This is a genomic window from Ventrimonas faecis, from assembly GCF_040096075.1.
Lineage (GTDB): Bacteria > Bacillota > Clostridia > Lachnospirales > Lachnospiraceae > Brotaphodocola > Brotaphodocola faecis.
Window position 1 is genome coordinate 140,929 of the sequence record NZ_JBBMFJ010000001.1, and the last position, 17,368, is coordinate 158,296.

Below are 17,368 nucleotides of genomic sequence, written 5' to 3' on the forward strand. Positions count from 1 at the left end.
TATGAAACGAAACAAGAGCATCCTGCATCTTTGTGAAGTCATCCTGGGTGTGCTCATGCTGATTCTGATACTCAATCTTTATCTGATCAAGCTTCTGGTCGACCCGGATATCTCTTATACCCCCATGTACCGCAATCTCTGCCTTACCCTGGCCCTGCTTGTATTCTGCATGGTCCTGGCCCTGATCCAGCGGGAACTGCTGGCGCGCCTGCTCAACAACGCTTACCGCGATGTGACCGGCATCCACAACAAAAAATCCCTGGAGAAAAAGCTCCAGGAATTAAATGACCGCGCCACCACCTTCGGCGTGGGTGTTATGATGTTTGACTTAAATAATCTGAAACATGTCAACGATACCTACGGCCACGAAAAGGGAGATGAATTTATTCAGGCTTTCGCCTACTGCCTGACCCGCATCCTCGACGATCACAGTTTTCTGGCCCGTTACGGCGGCGATGAATTCATCATCATTCAGGAAAACACCTCACCGGAAGAGCTTAAGCATATGGATCTTCAGCTGAGCACACTGGTCCAGGAATACAATACCCGCACCAGCCTGCCCTTGAGCTATGCAGTTGGCTTCGAGGCCAGCTACCGGAACCACTATTTTATGATGGACGACCTCATCAATGCCGCGGACAAAAACATGTACCAGGATAAATTTTATAAAAAGAATTCCCGTACCGCCACCGAACAGCAGAAACAAAGCAGTCAGGTCATCCCAACGGTATCTTCCGAATATCTTGCGGAGAAAATCCGCCTGATCCAGTCCCAGGCATCCGGGAAGCTTCAGATTGCGCTGATTTCCACCGATATCGAAAACTTTCACTATATCAACGACAAATACGGCTATCCGCTGGGAAATGAAATTTTAAACATCGTCTATGAAGAAATGACGGCCTCTTCCCTTTCTTTATTTACGGCCCGGTTCTTTTCTGATGTATTTATCAGCATTGCCGACGTCAGCAAGCAGACAGAAGACGCCCTCCGCGAACAGATTCAGACAATGAACCAGAAAATCTGCGACCGGATCCGCGATACCTACCACATCAGTTTCTTCCGCACCAACTCCGGTATCTACATGATTCCGAATGAAGAAATCACACCGGAAACTATGATTTCCTGTGCCAATGTGGCTCGCCGGATTGCCAAGAAACTGATCAGCCACACCTGTCTCTATTCCCCGGAAATTGACCGGCAGGAGAAGATGCAGGCCGAGATCCTGCATTCCTTCCATCCGGCTCTGGAAAACAAAGAATTTGAAATCTACTTCCAGCCAAAGATCCGCACCACAAATCAGGCCGTTTCCAGTGCGGAAGTTCTGGTCCGCTGGATCCGGGACGGAAAAATGCTCTGGTCCCCGGATATCTACATTCCACTGTTTGAACAAAACGGTTTTGTGGTGAACCTGGACTACTATGTTTATGAGCAGGCCTTCCAGTGGCTCCGCAGCTATTCCGGGAAACTGCCGGAGGATTTCCGCATTTCCTTAAATGTATCTCCGGTCCATTTTGAACAGCCTCAGACCTTCATTCAGAAGATTCAGAATCTGATTGACTCCTACGGCATAAATCCGTCCTTCCTCACCTTTGAGATCACGGAATCCACCTACGTCAACAACCCGCTGGCCGTCAACCAGGTCATCCGTAGTCTCCAGAACCGAAACATCCAGATATCCATGGATGACTTCGGCTCCGGCTACTCCTCCTTAAATACCTTAAAGGATCTGCTCTTCGACGAAGTCAAGATTGACCGGATGTTCCTCGGAGACACGATCTCCGAAAGCGGCCACATTGTCCTGGAAGAAATCTTCCATATGTTAAAACGCATGAAGAAATCCATCGTCTGCGAAGGCGTGGAAACCCAGGAGGTCGCTGACTTCTTAAAGCAGGAGGGCTGCGATGAAATTCAGGGCTTCTTATACTACCGCCCCATGTGCAGAGTGGATTTTGAAAAGCTGATGGGATGCTAATGCTTCAGCGTCTTCAGATATTCCTTCTGCTCCGGTGTAATCCGGTAGCTTTCCCTTGCCTTCTGAATCGTCTTATTGTGCGTCCATGGATCCAGGCGATTCTGTTCCAGATAGGAAATTGCCGCGTCCCACTGCCTGGCCAGCGCTGTCGCAAAGAACCACGCCGTCATCATGTTCACATAGTATTCTTCTGAACGGACCGCGGCAGGCATCTCCAGATATTCCGGCTGAAAGTCCTCATCCAGAAACCAGCGCATGAGCATGCCCATTCCAAACCGGCAAATGTAGGGATGCTCCGATGGAATCCAGAGTCTGATTTTCTCCAGAAGCTCCGCTTTATGTTTCCCGAATACTTTCGGGGAAAGGCCGTCGCACACGGCCCAGTTATCGATATAGGGTAAAAACGCCTCCAGTGTCTCCATACAGGCATCGTAATCCTTCATTCCGGCAATCAGAAGCGCATGAAGAATATTTTCGTCATAATAAGTATGCGGGAGCTGTTTTAAAAACACAGCCGCCTCCGGTTCTTTCGCAAATTCCTTTGCCAGCTTTCTCATGGCAGGCATACGGATTCCAATGATTTTCTCCCTTGCAAGTCCCGGAATCAGGCTGCTGTGAAAATCCCCAAACTTTTCATCCCGCAACGCAAATAATCGTTCCTGAATCATATGTACTCCTGTAAATTTTCCGTTTCGTCTTTGCCTTAGAATCCCAGATCGTCATTCACCAGGATCACATGGATTCTTCCTGTGTGTCTGGAATATCTTGTGATCAGGAACTGACAGCAGATGGTATCCGGGGATTTGCAGTCGAAACATTTTCCTGTCGTCTTGCAAGGTGTTTTTACTTCAAAACGCTGGGCATTGGCAGGCGCTGCCACATTTCTGGCCCGCTTCATGGCTGCGTCCAGATCGCTGCACACCTTATTGATTCCCACAATAAAAATCACCTTTTTCGGTCCCTGGGCAATACAGGATACCCTGTTGGAATTTCCATCGATATTTACCAGAATGCCATCGTCGGTGATGGCATTCGCGCTGCTTAAGAAAACATCTGCATCGTAAGCCGCCATAAGTCCTGCTCTTGGCTCCATTTTCGCGCGGTCCATGTAATTGTAATTACCCTCTTCCAGTGCCTTGATCAGCCCGATCTCATGGGCACTCATGCAGCCGCCCATGGCAATGCTGCTGCCCTCCGGGATCAGTTCCAGGGCCTGCTTCAGCGCCTCTTCTTTGTTTGTCGCATAATAACCGGACATATTGCGGGACTGCAGCCCCTTAATGACCGTCTGTGCCAGGCATTCATTTCTTTTTACCAGATTTTCATTCATGTGATATTCCTCCATTCTGACCACGTAACTGTTCAGTACCCTCACAGTTACCTGACCACTTCATATAGCCAATTTTATTTCCATTATAGCGTTGCTTTTCCGAAATCTCAACAAATTCCCAACAAAGAAATCAGGGACAGTTACTGTTCACACGTTATGATTTCCTATTAAATGAAAAAGCCCGGAAACTCCTGATTTTACAAGGAATTTCCGGGCAAAAAATAAGCGGGTGATTCTGAATTTAGATATAAAAATAGAGCGGGTGATGGGAATCGAACCCACGTATCCAGCTTGGAAGGCTGGTGTTCTACCATTGAACTACACCCGCGTCTCACGACGAGACTTATAATACCACAAAATTTCACAAAATGCAATTACATTTTTATTTGGTTGTATGGAACAGCTTCTCCGTCGGTATCTGCACCAGCAGCACTGCCGCGAATACCAGCGCGCATCCCAACAGTTCCCGGCCGGAAAGCTTCTGCCCCAGAATCACCCAGCCTGCCAGAACGGAAAATACCGATTCCAGGCTCAGAAGCAGGGAGGCCACAGTCGGATCCACGCCATTCTGTGCTACCACCTGCAGGGTGTAACCGACTCCACAGGACATCACGCCCGCGTACAGGATCGGCGCTGCTGCCGCAATAATAGCCGACACAGACGGATGGTCAAAGAGTAACATCAGCACTCCGGCAATCACCCCTGCCGTAAAGAACTGCACGCAGGAGATCACCACGCCATCGGCTTTCGGGGAAAAATAATCAATCACCAGAATATGTACCGAGAATACCACGGAACACATCAGCACCAGCCGGTCGCCCGCCCCGATGGAGAAGGACTCGGTCATGCACAAGAAATACATACCCACAGCCGCGATCACCGCGCTGATCCAGATATTGATGCCAATTTTTCTCTTTAAGAACAGCCCCATAAACGGCACAATGATGATGTACAGTGTCGTGATAAATCCGGCTTTTCCCACCGTTGTCTGTCCAATGCCAAACTGCTGAAGGCAGCTGGCCAGGCACAGAATACAACCGCAGCAGATGCCGCCAAGAATGCCCATGCGGGTCTGCTCTTTTTTCTCCTCCTCAGGCAAGGTCTGCCATACACTGTCCTTTCTGCCGTGCAGGAAATAAATGCACGGAATCAGGACCGCGCCGCCAAGAATAAACCTGCAGGTATTAAACGTAAAGGTTCCCACATAATTGAATCCTTCACTCTGGGCCACAAAGGCCACGCCCCAGACCAGGGCCGCAAGGAGCAGCATACAGCTGTGCCTTACCGATTGTTTTGTATTCGCTTCCATTCTCTTTTGTCCTCAACTTTCTGCTGCCGTGCAGGAAACTCCCGCCTGTCACTGCAGACATGTTCTCATCCTCACTGATCCACATAGGCTCCGAAACCGCTGCTCTGCTTCTCTGTTCCATCCGGATAGACCCACAGCGCCTCCACTCCGTCCTGTGCTTCCACAAAGGCCATTCCCGTCTCTGGGTCCATATTAAAGACCGCCGTGGACAGGGCATCTGCCCTGGCGCTGTCGCTGCAGAGGATGGTGACCGAATCGTAAGTATTCTCCGGCATCAGGGTGTCCGGATCAATGATATGATGATACCGCACGCCATCCACCTCATAGTACCGCTGGTAGGTTCCGCTGGTCACCAGGCAGGTATCGGTAAGCTTCAGCACATGCAGGTAAGCCTTCGCCGCGCTGGTATCCGGATTCTGGACTCCCACGCGCCAGGGCTTGCCGTCTGCCTTTGTGCCAATGGTCTCCACATTGCCGCCAAGGCTTAAAAGCGCGGAGGTCACGCCAGCCTCTTTCAGGGTCTCAGCCAGGCGTTTCGTGGCATACCCCTTCGCGATAGCTCCCACATCCAGGCTCATGGCCTCATCCGGCAGATAAACCGTGGATGCCTGTTCATCAATCTGCACCTGATCCAGATTTACATGCTCCGCCGCATTCTGGAGTTCCTGCTGGCCAGGCACCTGCGCCCGGGATGGATTTTCCATTCCCACCTCCCGGTAATCATGCCAGACAGAGAGCACACTTCCCATGGCCACATTGACCTTTCCACCGGTTTCCTCATATTCCTGTCTGGAAAACTCCAGCAAGTGGATGATCTCCGGATCTACCGTGACCGGGGCAATCCCGGCGTTGTCGTTGATGGTCTTGATATTATTCACGCCATCATAATTATCGTAAATATCAAACAGCTCATGATATTTCTCCATGGTATCTTCTGCCAGGCTCTTATATTCCTGAAACTGTTCCTCGCTCTCCGCGCAGATGGTAATGCTGGTAATGGTATCAAAATAATCCAGATACTGCGCGTCATAGGCAGTCAGCTTCGGATTATTTCCGGCACAGCCAGACAGTAAAAACGCGGAAGCCGCTGTCAGAAAAATGGCTTTTTTGATCTTCATAATTCACCCGTTTCTTTTCCTGTTTTGCACACACCCGTTAATCATAGCACAAAAAAAGAATGTTGGAAACCCAGCATTCTTTTTTGTTATTATGATCTTACAGTTTCTCCATCAGCTCTTTCAGATGCGCTGTCAGCTTTGTATTCTCCGCATAATCCACCGGACAGTCAATGATGACCGGTACTTCCTGTTCAAATGCTTTTTTCAGCGTTGGTACCAGTTCTTCCGCCTTTGTGATGCGGTATCCGATGGCTCCCATGCTTTCCGCAAACTTCACAAAATCCGGATTTGTGAAATCCACATAGCAGCTCTTTCCGTACTGATCCATCTGTTTCCACTTGATCAGTCCATAACTGGAATCATGAAAGATCAGCGTAACAAATGGCGTTTTGGCCCGCAGCGCCGTCTCAAATTCCTGACAGTTCATCATAAATCCGCCGTCTCCGCACACTGCCAGAATCTTCTTTTCCGGATGAACCAGCTTGGCACCGATGGCTCCCGGCACGGAAATTCCCATGGTTGCGAAACCGTTGGAAATGATGCAGGTATTCGGCTCATAGCAGTTATAATGGCGCGCGATCCACATTTTGTGGGCACCGACATCCGAAATCACAATGTCCTCCCGTCCCATGACCTTGCGCACATCATTCAAGATCCGCTGTGGCTTCATCGGGAACGAATCATCGGAAGCATAGGACTCATGCTCCTCCACCATCATCCGTCTGATCTCCAAAGCCCGCTCCGGCTCCTGGCGTCTGGAAGTTCTTCTTCCGATCTGTACCAGGGCATCCGCGATATCGCCAACCACTTCTACCTCTGGCTGGTACAGCTTGTTAATGTGGGCCGGACGCATATCCACATGGACAATATCAATTTTTCCCTCCGGATTCCACTTAGCCGGCGCATACTCCACAATATCATACCCTACCGCGATCACCAGATCCGCCTCTTCCATGATCTTGTTCTGGTAATCCTTCTGCGGAATACCAATGGTCCACATGGAATATGGATTATCAAACGGAATCACGCCCTTTGCCATCATCGTATTGATTACCGGGATTTTCAGCTTGGTAGCAAACTCTGTCAGCTCTTTTGACGCATGTCCACGCACCACACCGCTTCCTGCCAGAATCACCGGATTCTTTGCCTGGAAGATCATGCCTGCCGCATCCTGCACGGTATCCAGCTCCGCATACTCCTTCGGCGCGATTTTCTTGCGCAGCGGCTTTTCTCCCTCCAGCACCGGCATTTTCGCCACATTCACCGGCATATCGATGTGTGTGGCTCCCGGTTTCTCACTCTCCGCGTATTTGAATGCCAGACGCACAATCTCACCTACCGTGTCCGGCCGCACCACCATCTTGGTCCGTTTTGTGATCGGTTCAAACATCTTGGTCAGATCCAGGAACTGATGTCCGGTAATGTGCATGCGCTCGGTTCCGACCTGTCCGGTAATGGCCACTAACGGCGCGCCGTCACTGTCTGCATCTGCCACACCGGTTACCAGATTGGTTGCGCCGGGCCCCAGGGTAGCCAGGCACACGCCGGCCTTGCCGGTCAGTCTTCCATATACATCGGCCATAAAAGCCGCGCCCTGCTCATGCCGCGTAGTAATAAATTTGATCGTGGACTGGTCAATGGCATTCATAACAGCCAGATTCTCCTCCCCCGGAATTCCGAATATGTATTCCACGCCTTCTTCCTGCAGACATTCTACCAGTAAGTCTGCCGCATTTCTCTGTCGTTTTTCTTTCTGCTGTTTTTCCATAATGACATCCTCCTGTTCGTTCGCCTGCACACGTTTCTATCTGCCCTCCTGTGCCGGCATCCGCATTCTGGCATTCTCTGAATCAGTTCTCTGCCTTTGCTTTTATAATTCTGTAATATAGCCCTGCTTTTTCACAATTACAATCACCATTTTTATTGCCTGTTTCACAATCGTTTTATTGTAATCACCGTATTTTTTCATTTTCAAAAGCAATTTTCGAACAAAATAAAGTGACGGTCCTCTGCCCGGCAAAAATCCGGCAGAGAAACCGTCACTTTCAAAGAATTTTTTATTTCTGTTTTTTTTCGAATCCAACCGAAGTCAGGAACCGTCCAAAGGCTTCCCGGCCCTCCGGTGTGCACTTGTATACACCGGCGTCTTCCAGAACCCGGGCAAATACCTTTCCGACCTCTTCTTTTAAGATGCCATCCACATTGTCCTTTGTGATGGATGCGTAATGAGGCTTAAATTCATCTACCCAGTCCGCATGCTTTGCCAGCACCTCATCCGCGCGGATGTCTTTTCCTTCCACAATCGCGTCGGCCAGCTTTGCCAGCTCGTTCTTTAAGCGGGACGGAAGCACTGCAAGGCCCATAACCTCAATCAGGCCAATGTTTTCCTTCTTAATATGATGCAGCTCCTGATGCGGATGATAAACGCCCAGCGGATATTCTTCCGTGGTGATGTTGTTGCGCAGCACCAGATCCAGCTCGTAGCGGTCTCCGTTCTTACGCGCGATTGGCGTAATGGTGTTGTGCGGCTCGCCATCGGTCTCCGCATAGATGAACGCTGCCTCATCGGTATAACTGCGCCATGCCGTCAGTACCTTTTCGCCCAGGTCAATCAGGCGGTCCGGATTCTCACTGCGCAGACGTAAAACCGACATTGGCCAGTGCACAATGCCTGCTTCCACATCTTCAAAGCCCGGCATGGTAAATTTCTGCTCCATTCCGGCCTTCGCCATGGCGAAAGTATAGTGTCCGCCCTGAAAATGGTCATGGCTTAAGATAGAACCGCCCACGATTGGCAGATCCGCATTGGATCCCAGAAAATAATGCGGGAACTGTTTTACGAAATCAAACAGCTTCACAAATGCGGAGCGGTCAATCTTCATCGGTGTATGCTGTCCGTTGAAGACGATGCAGTGCTCATTATAATATACATACGGGGAATACTGGAAGCCCCAGCGGCTCTCATTTACCGTAATGCGGATGATGCGGTGGTTGTTTCTTGCCGGATGGTTCAGGCGGCCTGCGTAGCCCTCATTTTCCATGCAGAGCAGGCACTTTGGGTATCCGCTCTGTTTCGCCAGCTTTGCTGCCGCAATGGCCTTTGGATCTTTCTCCGGCTTAGATAAGTTGATGGTGATGTCCAGATCTCCGTAAGGTGTGCTGGTTACCCACTTCTGATCCTTACAGACCCGGTATCTGCGGATATAGTCAGAATCCTGGCTCAGTTTGTAGAAATAGCTGGTAGCGGCCTCCGGGCCACCCTCCTGATAGCGGGTCCAGAAAACATGCTCCACCTCAGATGGGCGCGGCATGAGGCAGTTCATCAGTTTCGCGTCAAACAGATCCCGGTAGGCAATGCTGTTCTCAATGATGCCCTGCTCACAGGCGTAATCCAGAAGCTCTTTTAAAATGTCTTCCAGATTTCCAGTTTCCACCGTACCCTGCGGCTCCTCGTACTCCTCCAGTTTTAATGCCTCCAGCAGCTGATTCGTCGCGTAAATACGGTCCGTTTCTGTGATCAGCCCCGTTTCCAGGCCATACTGCACCAGTTTCTTGATTGCTGTGTAAACCATAAACATCCTCCCCGTTCCCCAAGTTTTTCTGTGTTTTACGAATGTTTCTGCTGCCAGCCTGCACGTGGGTCCGTATTCCGCACCTGTCCGGTCTCGCAGCTTCTTTTTTCAGTATAATCCGTTTTCATCCACAATTCCATAGAATAATCTTTGCCGTATCTACAAATTTCTGCGGCGCCGCCGTATGATGCTTTTGCGCTACCGACGCATTCCCCGGACAGCCGGCGCAATACGGTCTGTCACCAGACCGCCCAGCAGGCCGATCACGCCGCCCGTGATCACGCCTGCCACCAGAAGCACCGGCAGATAGGAAAACACCCCGGCCGTACCTGTAATCCATGCCGCCATGGAAAGCTGGCCGATGTTGTGGAACACACCGCCCAGAATGCTGACTCCGGTCTTCTCAAACCAGTCCATCTTTTTCGCCAGTGCCATAACCGCAAGGCTTAAGATACCACCGGCCAGCGCGTACAGCATACTGCCAGGATTGCTGAAGGTAAAGCCCACCATCACAATGCGAAGCAGCCCCACCACCAGGGTTCCGGCAGCTCCCACTGTGTAGAGTCCTGCCACATTCACCAGATTGGCCAGTCCCAGCTTGATGCCCGGGACCGGAACGGGAAGCGGAATCAGCGCCTCCACGTAGCTGAATATAAAAGCCAGCGCAATGAGAAGGCCGTACTGCGCGATCTTTCCCGCACTGCTACGTCCATTGCTGTTCTGACTGTTCTTTCTTTCTCTCAATTTGACATCTCCCTGCTTCTATGCTATAGTTTCGATGCTGTTCACACACGCTGTGCGGACAGTAACCTTATTATAACATCAACCCCATGTTTTAGAAAGAGGTGCTTCCATGACAAAAAAGAAGCGGGAACTGGTTCTGATCCTGGTTCTGCTGCTGGCTGCCGCCGCAGGATTTCTGGTCAATCAGGCCATGCATAAAAAACCGGCCGCCCAGGTCGAAATTACCGTAGACGGAAAACTCGTCCGGACTCTGGACTTAAATCAGGACGCAGATCTCATCATAGATGGCGTAAACGGCGGCACCAACCACCTGATCATCCAAGATGGCACCGCATGGATCAGCGAAGCCTCCTGCCCCGACAAAGTATGCGTCCATCAGGGCAAGGTTTCCTTAAACGGAGAACTCATCGTCTGTCTTCCCAACCGCGTAATTGCCAAAATCGTGGCACCAGAACCATAATAACAATATTGGAAAGCAACGAAAATGCCGGAAGGCGCCATTTGGCGCCGCCCGGCATTTTCTGTATACAAATTAAATTTTTATTTTAGAGGTATGCCTTGAGTGCGTCTGCTTTGTCAAGCTTCTCCCACGGCAGATCCACGTCGGTGCGTCCGAAGTGGCCGTATGCTGCGGTCTGCTTGTAGATCGGGCGGCGCAGGTCAAGCATCTTGATGATCCCGGCCGGTCTTAAGTCGAAGTTCTCGCGGATGATCTCTACCAGCTTCTCGTTGGAAAGCTTTCCGGTTCCGAAGGTATCTACCATGATGGAGGTCGGATGTGCTACGCCGATTGCGTAGGAAAGCTGGATCTCGCACTTGTCAGCCAGTCCTGCTGCAACAATATTCTTTGCAACGTAACGTGCTGCGTAAGCTGCGGAACGGTCTACCTTGGTGCAGTCCTTACCGGAGAATGCGCCGCCGCCGTGACGTGCGTATCCACCGTAGGTGTCTACGATGATCTTACGTCCGGTCAGGCCGCTGTCTCCGTGCGGGCCGCCGATTACGAAACGTCCGGTCGGGTTAATGAAGAACTTGGTTTCTGCATCTACCATCTCTGCCGGAAGGATCTCGTCGAATACATATTTTTTGATATCTGCATGGATCTGCTCCTGAGTAACCTCCTCGTCGTGCTGGGTAGAAAGAACCACTGCGTCCAGGCGCTTCGGCTTGCCGTTCTCATCGTACTCTACGGTAACCTGGGTCTTTCCATCCGGACGAAGGTAACGAAGGGTGCCGTCCTTGCGGACCTTGGTGAGCTGACGTGCCAGCTTGTGTGCCAGTGCGATCGGGTACGGCATGTACTCCTCGGTCTCATTGGTTGCGAAACCGAACATCATACCCTGGTCACCTGCGCCAATGGCATCCAGCGCGTCATCGTCCATGGTGTTTTCCTTTTTCTCCAGTGCGGTATCTACGCCAAGAGCGATATCCTTGGACTGCTCGTCCAGAGCTACGATCACGCCGCAGGTATCGCAGTCAAAACCATATTTCGCGCGGTCATAACCAATCTCACGCACGGTTTCGCGCACGATCTTCTGAATATCTACATAGGCATTGGTGGTGATCTCACCCATAACCATAACCAGGCCGGTGGTAGTGCAGGTCTCGCATGCAACACGGCTCATCGGGTCTTTTTCCATCAGCGCATCCAGAATCGCGTCAGAAATTGCATCGCACATCTTGTCCGGATGTCCCTCAGTAACGGACTCGGAAGTAAACAGTAACTTTTCCATGAAAATCCTCCTTAGAATAATATTAAAATGAAACATAAAGAAAAGTCCGTAGCAACGCCGCGGACTTGATTTCTGATTTCATCAAATCCTCTTATTGCTCGATTTCTCGCTCAGGTTGGCACCTTCCGCACGCTCCTGCCGGTGGCATTTCGTGAGGGGTTGCCGTGACTTCACAGATCCTTTGTATCTCCATCACTCTGAATAAGGGATTACGCACTTTTCAGTTATTGGTTACAGCAGCCATCGCGTGACTGCGTGTCATATCTTAACAGATTCAGTATGCACTGTCAAGGACTTTTATGTGAACGCAGAACAATTATTGCATAAATGAGAAAAGATGACCCGGAAAACCCAAAAAGGAGCCCGCCTGAGCGGACTCCCTGAGTTTTTTATCCTGAATTAACGGGTCTTGCCCTTTACCCATACGCCGGATTCGTTTACATAGTAGCCATCCGGTGTCCAGGTATTGGTCACCATGTTGCCGTTGGTCAGATCGCAGTAGTAGTAGTTGCCGTCGCCTGCCTGAATCCAGCCTGTGCGCATATAGCCTACGCTGTCAAAGCAGTACCACTGGTTGTTGATCTGCAGCCAGCCGTTGGTCGGGTAGCCGCCGTTTGCGTAACGATACCACCAGCCTACACTGTCCTTGATCCAGGATGCCTGCTGGCTGTTTCCAGGAGCATTGGTAGTGCTTCCGGTGGAATTGCTGATGCTGTTGTAGTTGCCTGCCTTGATGTTTGCAAGCATCTCATCGTCTACATAGATGTAATCGGACTCGTACCAGTCACCCTTCTTACTGTTGCTGTTTACGGCACGTACCTTAAAGTAATACTCACCCTCTCTGGTGATGCTGGACGCGAAGTTGTAATACTCGTTGCTGGTGCTCACTGCGCTGCCTACAGAGCTGCTGCCGCGGTATAAGCGGACCTGATAGCTTACTGCGCCTGAGGTGGTTTCCCAGGTTGCGATCGGTGAGTTTTCATTCTGCCAGGTTACGTCATCAATCTCCATGGTACCTTCCAGATCATCTAACTTTACCGTGATGATCAGGGTAGAGCTGGAATCTTCTCTTCTGGAAGAAACGTAGGTTGCCTTGTCACCCTTTAAGGTTACCTTTGCCTTGCTCATGGAAGTGAAATAATAATCACCATCTGCTTCCAGGGTAATCTCGACTCTCGGAACGTCTCCGTCTACCCACTCGCCGTCATCATTCACAATGTCCACATCGGTTACATCGTAGTTGCTTCCATTTGCGCTTGCAGTTACGCTTCCACCGCTGTCACCTACTGAGATATCAGAATCAATGGTGATACTCACGCTGGTAATTTTAGTACGGCTCTCTGCTGCCAGTGCTGTCCCTGCTGCCAGTGTTGCCAGTAATGCGGCGCCGATGACACCGGCCAGTCCTTTTTTCCATAACTTCATACTTGTTCCTCCTTTTGCTGATCTTTTTCATCGTAGTTCATACGGCGCATGAACTGTAATCCTTTTTGATTACTTACAGGATACCGGAAAAACGTGTACAGTTTGTGTCCAGAACATGACGAATTTCCTACAGAATTTAACGATTTGTTTACAATTCTTATCAAACTGCTCCAGTTTCTGTATTCTTTATGACAAAGCAGGCCGTCCGTTCATCCTATCCTGATAAAGCAGACAGCCTGTGTTCTGAATGTTATTATTTCATTTTATGAAGCAGATCAGCCGGTCTTTAAGCGGAACTTCTGCGCTTCCTTCTCGGAATCCACCATCTCAATGGCTGCGCCAAGTGACTGGAGTTTTTCCTCGAATTTCTCATATCCACGCTGGATATAGCCGATTTCGTCTACTACCGTGTAGCCTTGCGCGGATAGGCCGGCAAGCACCAGAGCCGCGCCGGCACGCAGATCCGGAGACTCAACACGGGCTCCGGTAAAGCCCTTCACGCCGTCGATCACGGCTACGTTGCCCTCTACCTTGATGCTGCCACCCATGCGGGCCAGCTCGTCTACATATTTAAAACGGTTTTCAAAAATACTCTCGGTGATCATGCTGGTGCCCTCTGCCAGAGCCAGAGTCACGGCCATCTGCGGCTGCATGTCTGTCGGGAAGCCCGGATACGGCAGCGTTTTAATGTTGGTGGAGCACTGCTTTGGTCTGCCTACGACACGCACCTCGTCATCTCCCTCAATAACCTCACAGCCAATCTCGATCAGCTTTGCGGAAATTGCTTCCAGATGCTTCGGAATGACATTCTTTACGGTAATATCGCCCCGGGTCACTGCTGCGGCACACATGAATGTGCCTGCCTCAATCTGATCCGGAATGATGGAGTAGTCGGTTCCGTGCAGGGTTCTGACACCGCGGATGCGGATGACGTCGGTTCCTGCGCCCTTGATGTTGGCTCCCATGCTGTTTAAGAAGTTTGCCACATCTACTACATGAGGCTCTTTGGCCGCGTTCTCAATGATGGTCATGCCTTCTGCCATGGCTGCCGCCATCATGATGTTGATGGTTGCACCGACAGAAACCATATCCAGATAAATGTGCGCGCCCACCAGGTCAATGGCGTGGGCATGGACAGCGCCGCACTCAATCTCAATCTTGGCGCCCAGGGCACGGAAGCCCTTTAAATGCTGGTCAATCGGTCTGCTGCCAATATCGCAGCCGCCCGGAAGCGGTACCTGCGCACTCTTGTATTTGCCAAGCAGCGCGCCAATAAAATAATAGGAAGCACGAATGCGGCGGATGTACTCATCATCCACTGCGACCTCACGGATGGTGGAACCGTTAATCTTTACGGTATGACGGTCTATGCGGTCCACCCGTGCGCCAATTTCCTGGATTGCCTCCAGAAGAACGTTGATATCACGCACATCCGGAAGATTTTCAATGATCACATCTTCATCTGTCATAATGGAAGCGGCCAGAATGCCGAGCGCGGCGTTCTTTGCTCCACTGATCACAACATCTCCAACCAGCGGACTGCCGCCTTTCATAATATACTGATTCATTACACACCTCTATATCAAAAGTAAACCTTTACAATTCTATTAAATCTTTATGATTATACCACAGATTCTGATTTTGTAAAGGGAAACTACGGCAGGCTCACTGCGCAGATAAAGTCATTTCCCCGCGCACGGAAGAACTCTGTGCTGTCATTGAGACCGGCCTTGTAAAGTTCCCCGGTCTGCGGGTCAAACACCGTAACATTATACTGGTCAAAGCCGCAGAGAATCAGGTACTGCCCCTCTCCGGTGTATGCGGCCACCGGAATGCCCTGATCGATGAAGTAGAGCATCTGGGCCAGACTGCTGCCCCGCGCGTTGAGCACCACCAGTTCTTCATTCTGGTACACCGTGCTCTCCGCAAAGGTTTCCAAATGACGCGCCAGCGGAGCAAACGCGGACTGCGGATCCCGGATATTGCGGATATTTCCACGCTTTACACGATTCCAGAGCATATTGCGGTCCTTGTCTGTCACAAAGCCCATCTTGTCATAGGCGAGCTGCAGCGCCTCCGAAAAATCGGTTGTCACTTTCAGCAGATGCCCGCTTCCATAGGCGTAAAATTCCATATCAGAAAGCTGATAATTGGATTTCAGTTCCAGGCGGTCCGACTGTTCATAGCTCACCCGCTTCGGCGCAAAAATCCGGATGCTCCGGCTGTTTTTGATTTCTTCCTCCAGCTGGACAAAATAGACCCGTTCCTTTTCCGGTGACGCAAACCAGCCAATGCCGTCCAGTTTTCCATTTCCAAGATCCGCATTGCAGACGATGGTATCCTCCGGACTGTCCGCGTAACGGTTGGGACCGGTTTTCATGACGCGTTTTAAATGGATCCGGCTCTCATCCACCGTAACCTCGGAAATGTAGTAGCCATTTTTCTCATAACTGGTTTCTTCCTGCATCTGGTCATTGATGATGCGGATACTATACATAGGAAGATTCTCAGTCCGGCCATTGACCAGCCAGATGTCATCCCCCCGCGCCATGCCATATACCAGGTCACGGCCCACAAAACCAAGGGTGCGGACATATTCCCCGTCTCCGGCCCGGATTTCCCGATTTTCCCCGGTCTCCAGATCCATCAGATGCAGCACACCGGACTCGTAAATGGTACCCTCCTGCCACGCGATACGTTTTTTATCGCTGCTGACTGCAAAGGTTCCTTCTGCCAGAGAATCTGCCACAACCATATTCTCACGACTGTTCATGTCAATTCCATAAATGGCATGATCTACATACAGGTACAGCATTCCTCCCGCGGTCTGGCAGGCCAGGCGGTCAAGATCTGCCTCCAGCTGCTCATAGGAACCGGAATACGGAATGAAATAGCGCTCCTCCAGCGCGTTTTCAGAAGCCGTATAATGATACCCGGCAATTCCATTCTCGCCCTCATGATTTCCACGGTTCATATAGCCATATACCAGAAAGTCCATATCCCCGTCATCTTCCACGGAAAGGATTCTGGTATCATGATGGTCATAATTGCTGCGCACATCCGCGCTGTCATCATCCCGGAAGGAAAAGACTTTCACGGCGCGGCGGTCTGCCGGGTCATAGCTCCATAAGTCCCGGTTCACCCGGTATGCAAAAACCTTTCCGCCCGCGCTCTTTACCAGCTCCACACGGTCGTCCCCGGTAATGCCCAACAGGATTCTCTTTCCGGAATATTCGCTGCGGTCCCCGGAAAAGATCTGATTCACGGTGCGGTCGTACTGCATCATATAAATGCGCAGTTCATTCCATTTCATGGTAAAGTCTTCCTCGACCTCATAAGTTTCCGTACCGTCCTCGCCCTGGCGTTTTGCCTGATAGGAAAGCTGGATGCCGCACATGACACCGTCCAGTTCCTTTAAGTGGATTTCCACATTTGCCTCCGGCTGCATGCCAAGTTTTCCCCAGGTGAGCTGGGAAAAGCTGGAATGAATGGAGGTATGTCCAAAGGTGCTGTTATCCTCTGACGGACTGGTCTCCAGATAAGTGGTCAGACTTCTTGCCTGCTCATAATCAAAGGTCTTCATGGAAAAATCCGCTGCCAGATCCACCATGGCGCGGGCGTTTTCCGCGGCATCGGTCCACAGAATGCGGGTATAATAATAAACCGGCCCGAAATTTTCCGTGTCCAGCTGGATTTTCAGCTGGTATTCCCGCTCTTTTGTCAGCAGGTTCTGGATTGGAAGCACAGCAAGAATTCCATCCTCCGTCTGCTGCCAGTCCGAAACCTCAGTCCGTTCCACCAGCCGGTCCCGGTCCATGCTGCGCACTTCATAGCTGATTCCGGTAACCGGTCCTTCCGTGATATGCACGGTAAGTGCCCGGTCCTCCGGCAGAATGGTCAGAGTTTCCCCTGCGGCTGTGGTGTTCATCTCCTGACGGTATCCGTAAAGCCGGTTCATATCCCGGTCTAACATCTGTACGGTAACACTGGGAAGCGAAGCCGCCTCCATGTCCATATATACGGCCTGGTCCTGGCCACTGTTCCACCGGTTATTCGCGAAAAAAAAGACGCCCAGCGCCGCTGCGAATACCCCGGATAAAATCGCGATTCGTTTTACAATGTGATTCATATCCTGATTCTTTCCTTATTTTTTATTTCCCCTCCA

General features: G+C 50.8%; 14 protein-coding genes, 1 tRNA gene and 1 riboswitch. Of the genes, 2 read left to right on the forward strand and 13 right to left on the reverse strand.

Features of this window, described 5'->3' with window-relative positions:
* The first annotated feature begins 1 nt into the window (after window position 1).
* Complete coding sequence (locus WMO41_RS00685; RefSeq protein ID WP_349228151.1) at window positions 2-1,972, forward strand: EAL domain-containing protein; 1,971 nt, start codon at window positions 2-4, stop codon at window positions 1,970-1,972.
* Here the strand turns inward: WMO41_RS00685 and WMO41_RS00690 are convergent.
* The 9 genes from WMO41_RS00690 to WMO41_RS00730 form a co-directional block, all read right to left on the reverse strand.
* Window positions 1,969-2,640 (reverse strand): DNA alkylation repair protein, encoded by a 672-nt coding sequence (locus tag WMO41_RS00690; protein WP_349228152.1) that lies wholly within the window; start codon window positions 2,638-2,640, stop codon window positions 1,969-1,971. The two genes, WMO41_RS00685 and WMO41_RS00690, sit on opposite strands and share 4 nt — an antisense overlap.
* A gap of 35 nt (window positions 2,641-2,675) precedes the next feature.
* Complete coding sequence (locus WMO41_RS00695; RefSeq protein ID WP_349228153.1) at window positions 2,676-3,302, reverse strand: lactate utilization protein; 627 nt, start codon at window positions 3,300-3,302, stop codon at window positions 2,676-2,678.
* A 257-nt stretch (window positions 3,303-3,559) separates the two neighbouring features.
* Window positions 3,560-3,630: transfer RNA gene (locus WMO41_RS00700), tRNA-Gly, on the reverse strand.
* Window positions 3,631-3,684: 54 nt separating this feature from the next.
* Window positions 3,685-4,611 carry a DMT family transporter gene (locus tag WMO41_RS00705; RefSeq protein WP_349228154.1) on the reverse strand — a complete coding sequence of 309 codons (927 nt, stop codon included), beginning with the start codon at window positions 4,609-4,611 and terminating at the stop codon, window positions 3,685-3,687.
* A gap of 71 nt (window positions 4,612-4,682) precedes the next feature.
* Entirely contained in the window at window positions 4,683-5,729 is a 1,047-nt protein-coding gene (locus WMO41_RS00710) for an FAD:protein FMN transferase (RefSeq protein WP_349228155.1), read from the reverse strand.
* Between the two features lie 97 nt (window positions 5,730-5,826).
* Complete coding sequence (locus WMO41_RS00715) at window positions 5,827-7,497, reverse strand: acetolactate synthase large subunit (RefSeq protein WP_349228156.1); 1,671 nt, start codon at window positions 7,495-7,497, stop codon at window positions 5,827-5,829.
* Between the two features lie 102 nt (window positions 7,498-7,599).
* Window positions 7,600-7,812, reverse strand: a complete 213-nt coding sequence (locus WMO41_RS00720) for a hypothetical protein (protein WP_349228157.1) — start codon at window positions 7,810-7,812, stop codon at window positions 7,600-7,602.
* Entirely contained in the window at window positions 7,787-9,301 is a 1,515-nt protein-coding gene (gene galT / locus WMO41_RS00725) for a UDP-glucose--hexose-1-phosphate uridylyltransferase (RefSeq protein ID WP_349228158.1), read from the reverse strand. Before galT ends, WMO41_RS00720 begins: the two co-directional genes overlap by 26 nt.
* 198 nt (window positions 9,302-9,499) lie before the next feature.
* On the reverse strand, window positions 9,500-10,045 hold the full coding sequence (locus tag WMO41_RS00730) for a Gx transporter family protein (RefSeq protein WP_349228159.1): 546 nt from the start codon (window positions 10,043-10,045) through the stop codon (window positions 9,500-9,502).
* Between the two features lie 109 nt (window positions 10,046-10,154).
* Between WMO41_RS00730 and WMO41_RS00735 the strand changes: the two genes are divergently transcribed.
* Window positions 10,155-10,505 carry a NusG domain II-containing protein gene (locus WMO41_RS00735; RefSeq protein ID WP_177291350.1) on the forward strand — a complete coding sequence of 117 codons (351 nt, stop codon included), beginning with the start codon at window positions 10,155-10,157 and terminating at the stop codon, window positions 10,503-10,505.
* An 85-nt stretch (window positions 10,506-10,590) separates the two neighbouring features.
* Here the strand turns inward: WMO41_RS00735 and metK are convergent, their stop codons facing one another.
* The 4 genes from metK to WMO41_RS00755 all read right to left on the reverse strand — a co-directional run bounded on the left by metK (window position 10,591) and on the right by WMO41_RS00755 (window position 17,332).
* Window positions 10,591-11,778 (reverse strand): methionine adenosyltransferase, encoded by a 1,188-nt coding sequence (metK, locus tag WMO41_RS00740; RefSeq protein ID WP_349228160.1) that lies wholly within the window; start codon window positions 11,776-11,778, stop codon window positions 10,591-10,593.
* A gap of 88 nt (window positions 11,779-11,866) precedes the next feature.
* A riboswitch (SAM riboswitch) is annotated at window positions 11,867-11,986 on the reverse strand.
* A 191-nt stretch (window positions 11,987-12,177) separates the two neighbouring features.
* The gene (locus WMO41_RS00745) at window positions 12,178-13,203 is read right to left on the reverse strand and encodes a hypothetical protein (protein WP_349228161.1); all 1,026 of its coding nucleotides are present in this window, start codon (window positions 13,201-13,203) and stop codon (window positions 12,178-12,180) included.
* Window positions 13,204-13,478: 275 nt separating this feature from the next.
* Complete coding sequence (murA, locus tag WMO41_RS00750; RefSeq protein ID WP_177291352.1) at window positions 13,479-14,771, reverse strand: UDP-N-acetylglucosamine 1-carboxyvinyltransferase; 1,293 nt, start codon at window positions 14,769-14,771, stop codon at window positions 13,479-13,481.
* 86 nt (window positions 14,772-14,857) lie between these two features.
* Window positions 14,858-17,332: a hypothetical protein gene (locus WMO41_RS00755; RefSeq protein WP_349228162.1), complete on the reverse strand. Its 2,475-nt coding sequence runs from the start codon at window positions 17,330-17,332 to the stop codon at window positions 14,858-14,860.
* Between the last annotated feature and the right edge of the window lie 36 nt (window positions 17,333-17,368).

Excerpts from the sequence above, each read along its gene's own strand:
- WMO41_RS00685 (WP_349228151.1), top strand. The coding sequence starts at position 2 with ATGAAACGAAACAAGAGCATCCTGCATCTTTGTGAAGTCATCCTGGGT.
- WMO41_RS00690 (WP_349228152.1), bottom strand. The coding sequence starts at position 2,640 with ATGATTCAGGAACGATTATTTGCGTTGCGGGATGAAAAGTTTGGGGAT.
- WMO41_RS00695 (WP_349228153.1), bottom strand. The coding sequence starts at position 3,302 with ATGAATGAAAATCTGGTAAAAAGAAATGAATGCCTGGCACAGACGGTC.
- WMO41_RS00705 (WP_349228154.1), bottom strand. The coding sequence starts at position 4,611 with ATGGAAGCGAATACAAAACAATCGGTAAGGCACAGCTGTATGCTGCTC.
- WMO41_RS00710 (WP_349228155.1), bottom strand. The coding sequence starts at position 5,729 with ATGAAGATCAAAAAAGCCATTTTTCTGACAGCGGCTTCCGCGTTTTTA.
- WMO41_RS00715 (WP_349228156.1), bottom strand. The coding sequence starts at position 7,497 with ATGGAAAAACAGCAGAAAGAAAAACGACAGAGAAATGCGGCAGACTTA.
- galT (WP_349228158.1), bottom strand. The coding sequence starts at position 9,301 with ATGGTTTACACAGCAATCAAGAAACTGGTGCAGTATGGCCTGGAAACG.
- WMO41_RS00735 (WP_177291350.1), top strand. The coding sequence starts at position 10,155 with ATGACAAAAAAGAAGCGGGAACTGGTTCTGATCCTGGTTCTGCTGCTG.
- metK (WP_349228160.1), bottom strand. The coding sequence starts at position 11,778 with ATGGAAAAGTTACTGTTTACTTCCGAGTCCGTTACTGAGGGACATCCG.
- WMO41_RS00745 (WP_349228161.1), bottom strand. The coding sequence starts at position 13,203 with ATGAAGTTATGGAAAAAAGGACTGGCCGGTGTCATCGGCGCCGCATTA.
- murA (WP_177291352.1), bottom strand. The coding sequence starts at position 14,771 with ATGAATCAGTATATTATGAAAGGCGGCAGTCCGCTGGTTGGAGATGTT.
- WMO41_RS00755 (WP_349228162.1), bottom strand. The coding sequence starts at position 17,332 with ATGAATCACATTGTAAAACGAATCGCGATTTTATCCGGGGTATTCGCA.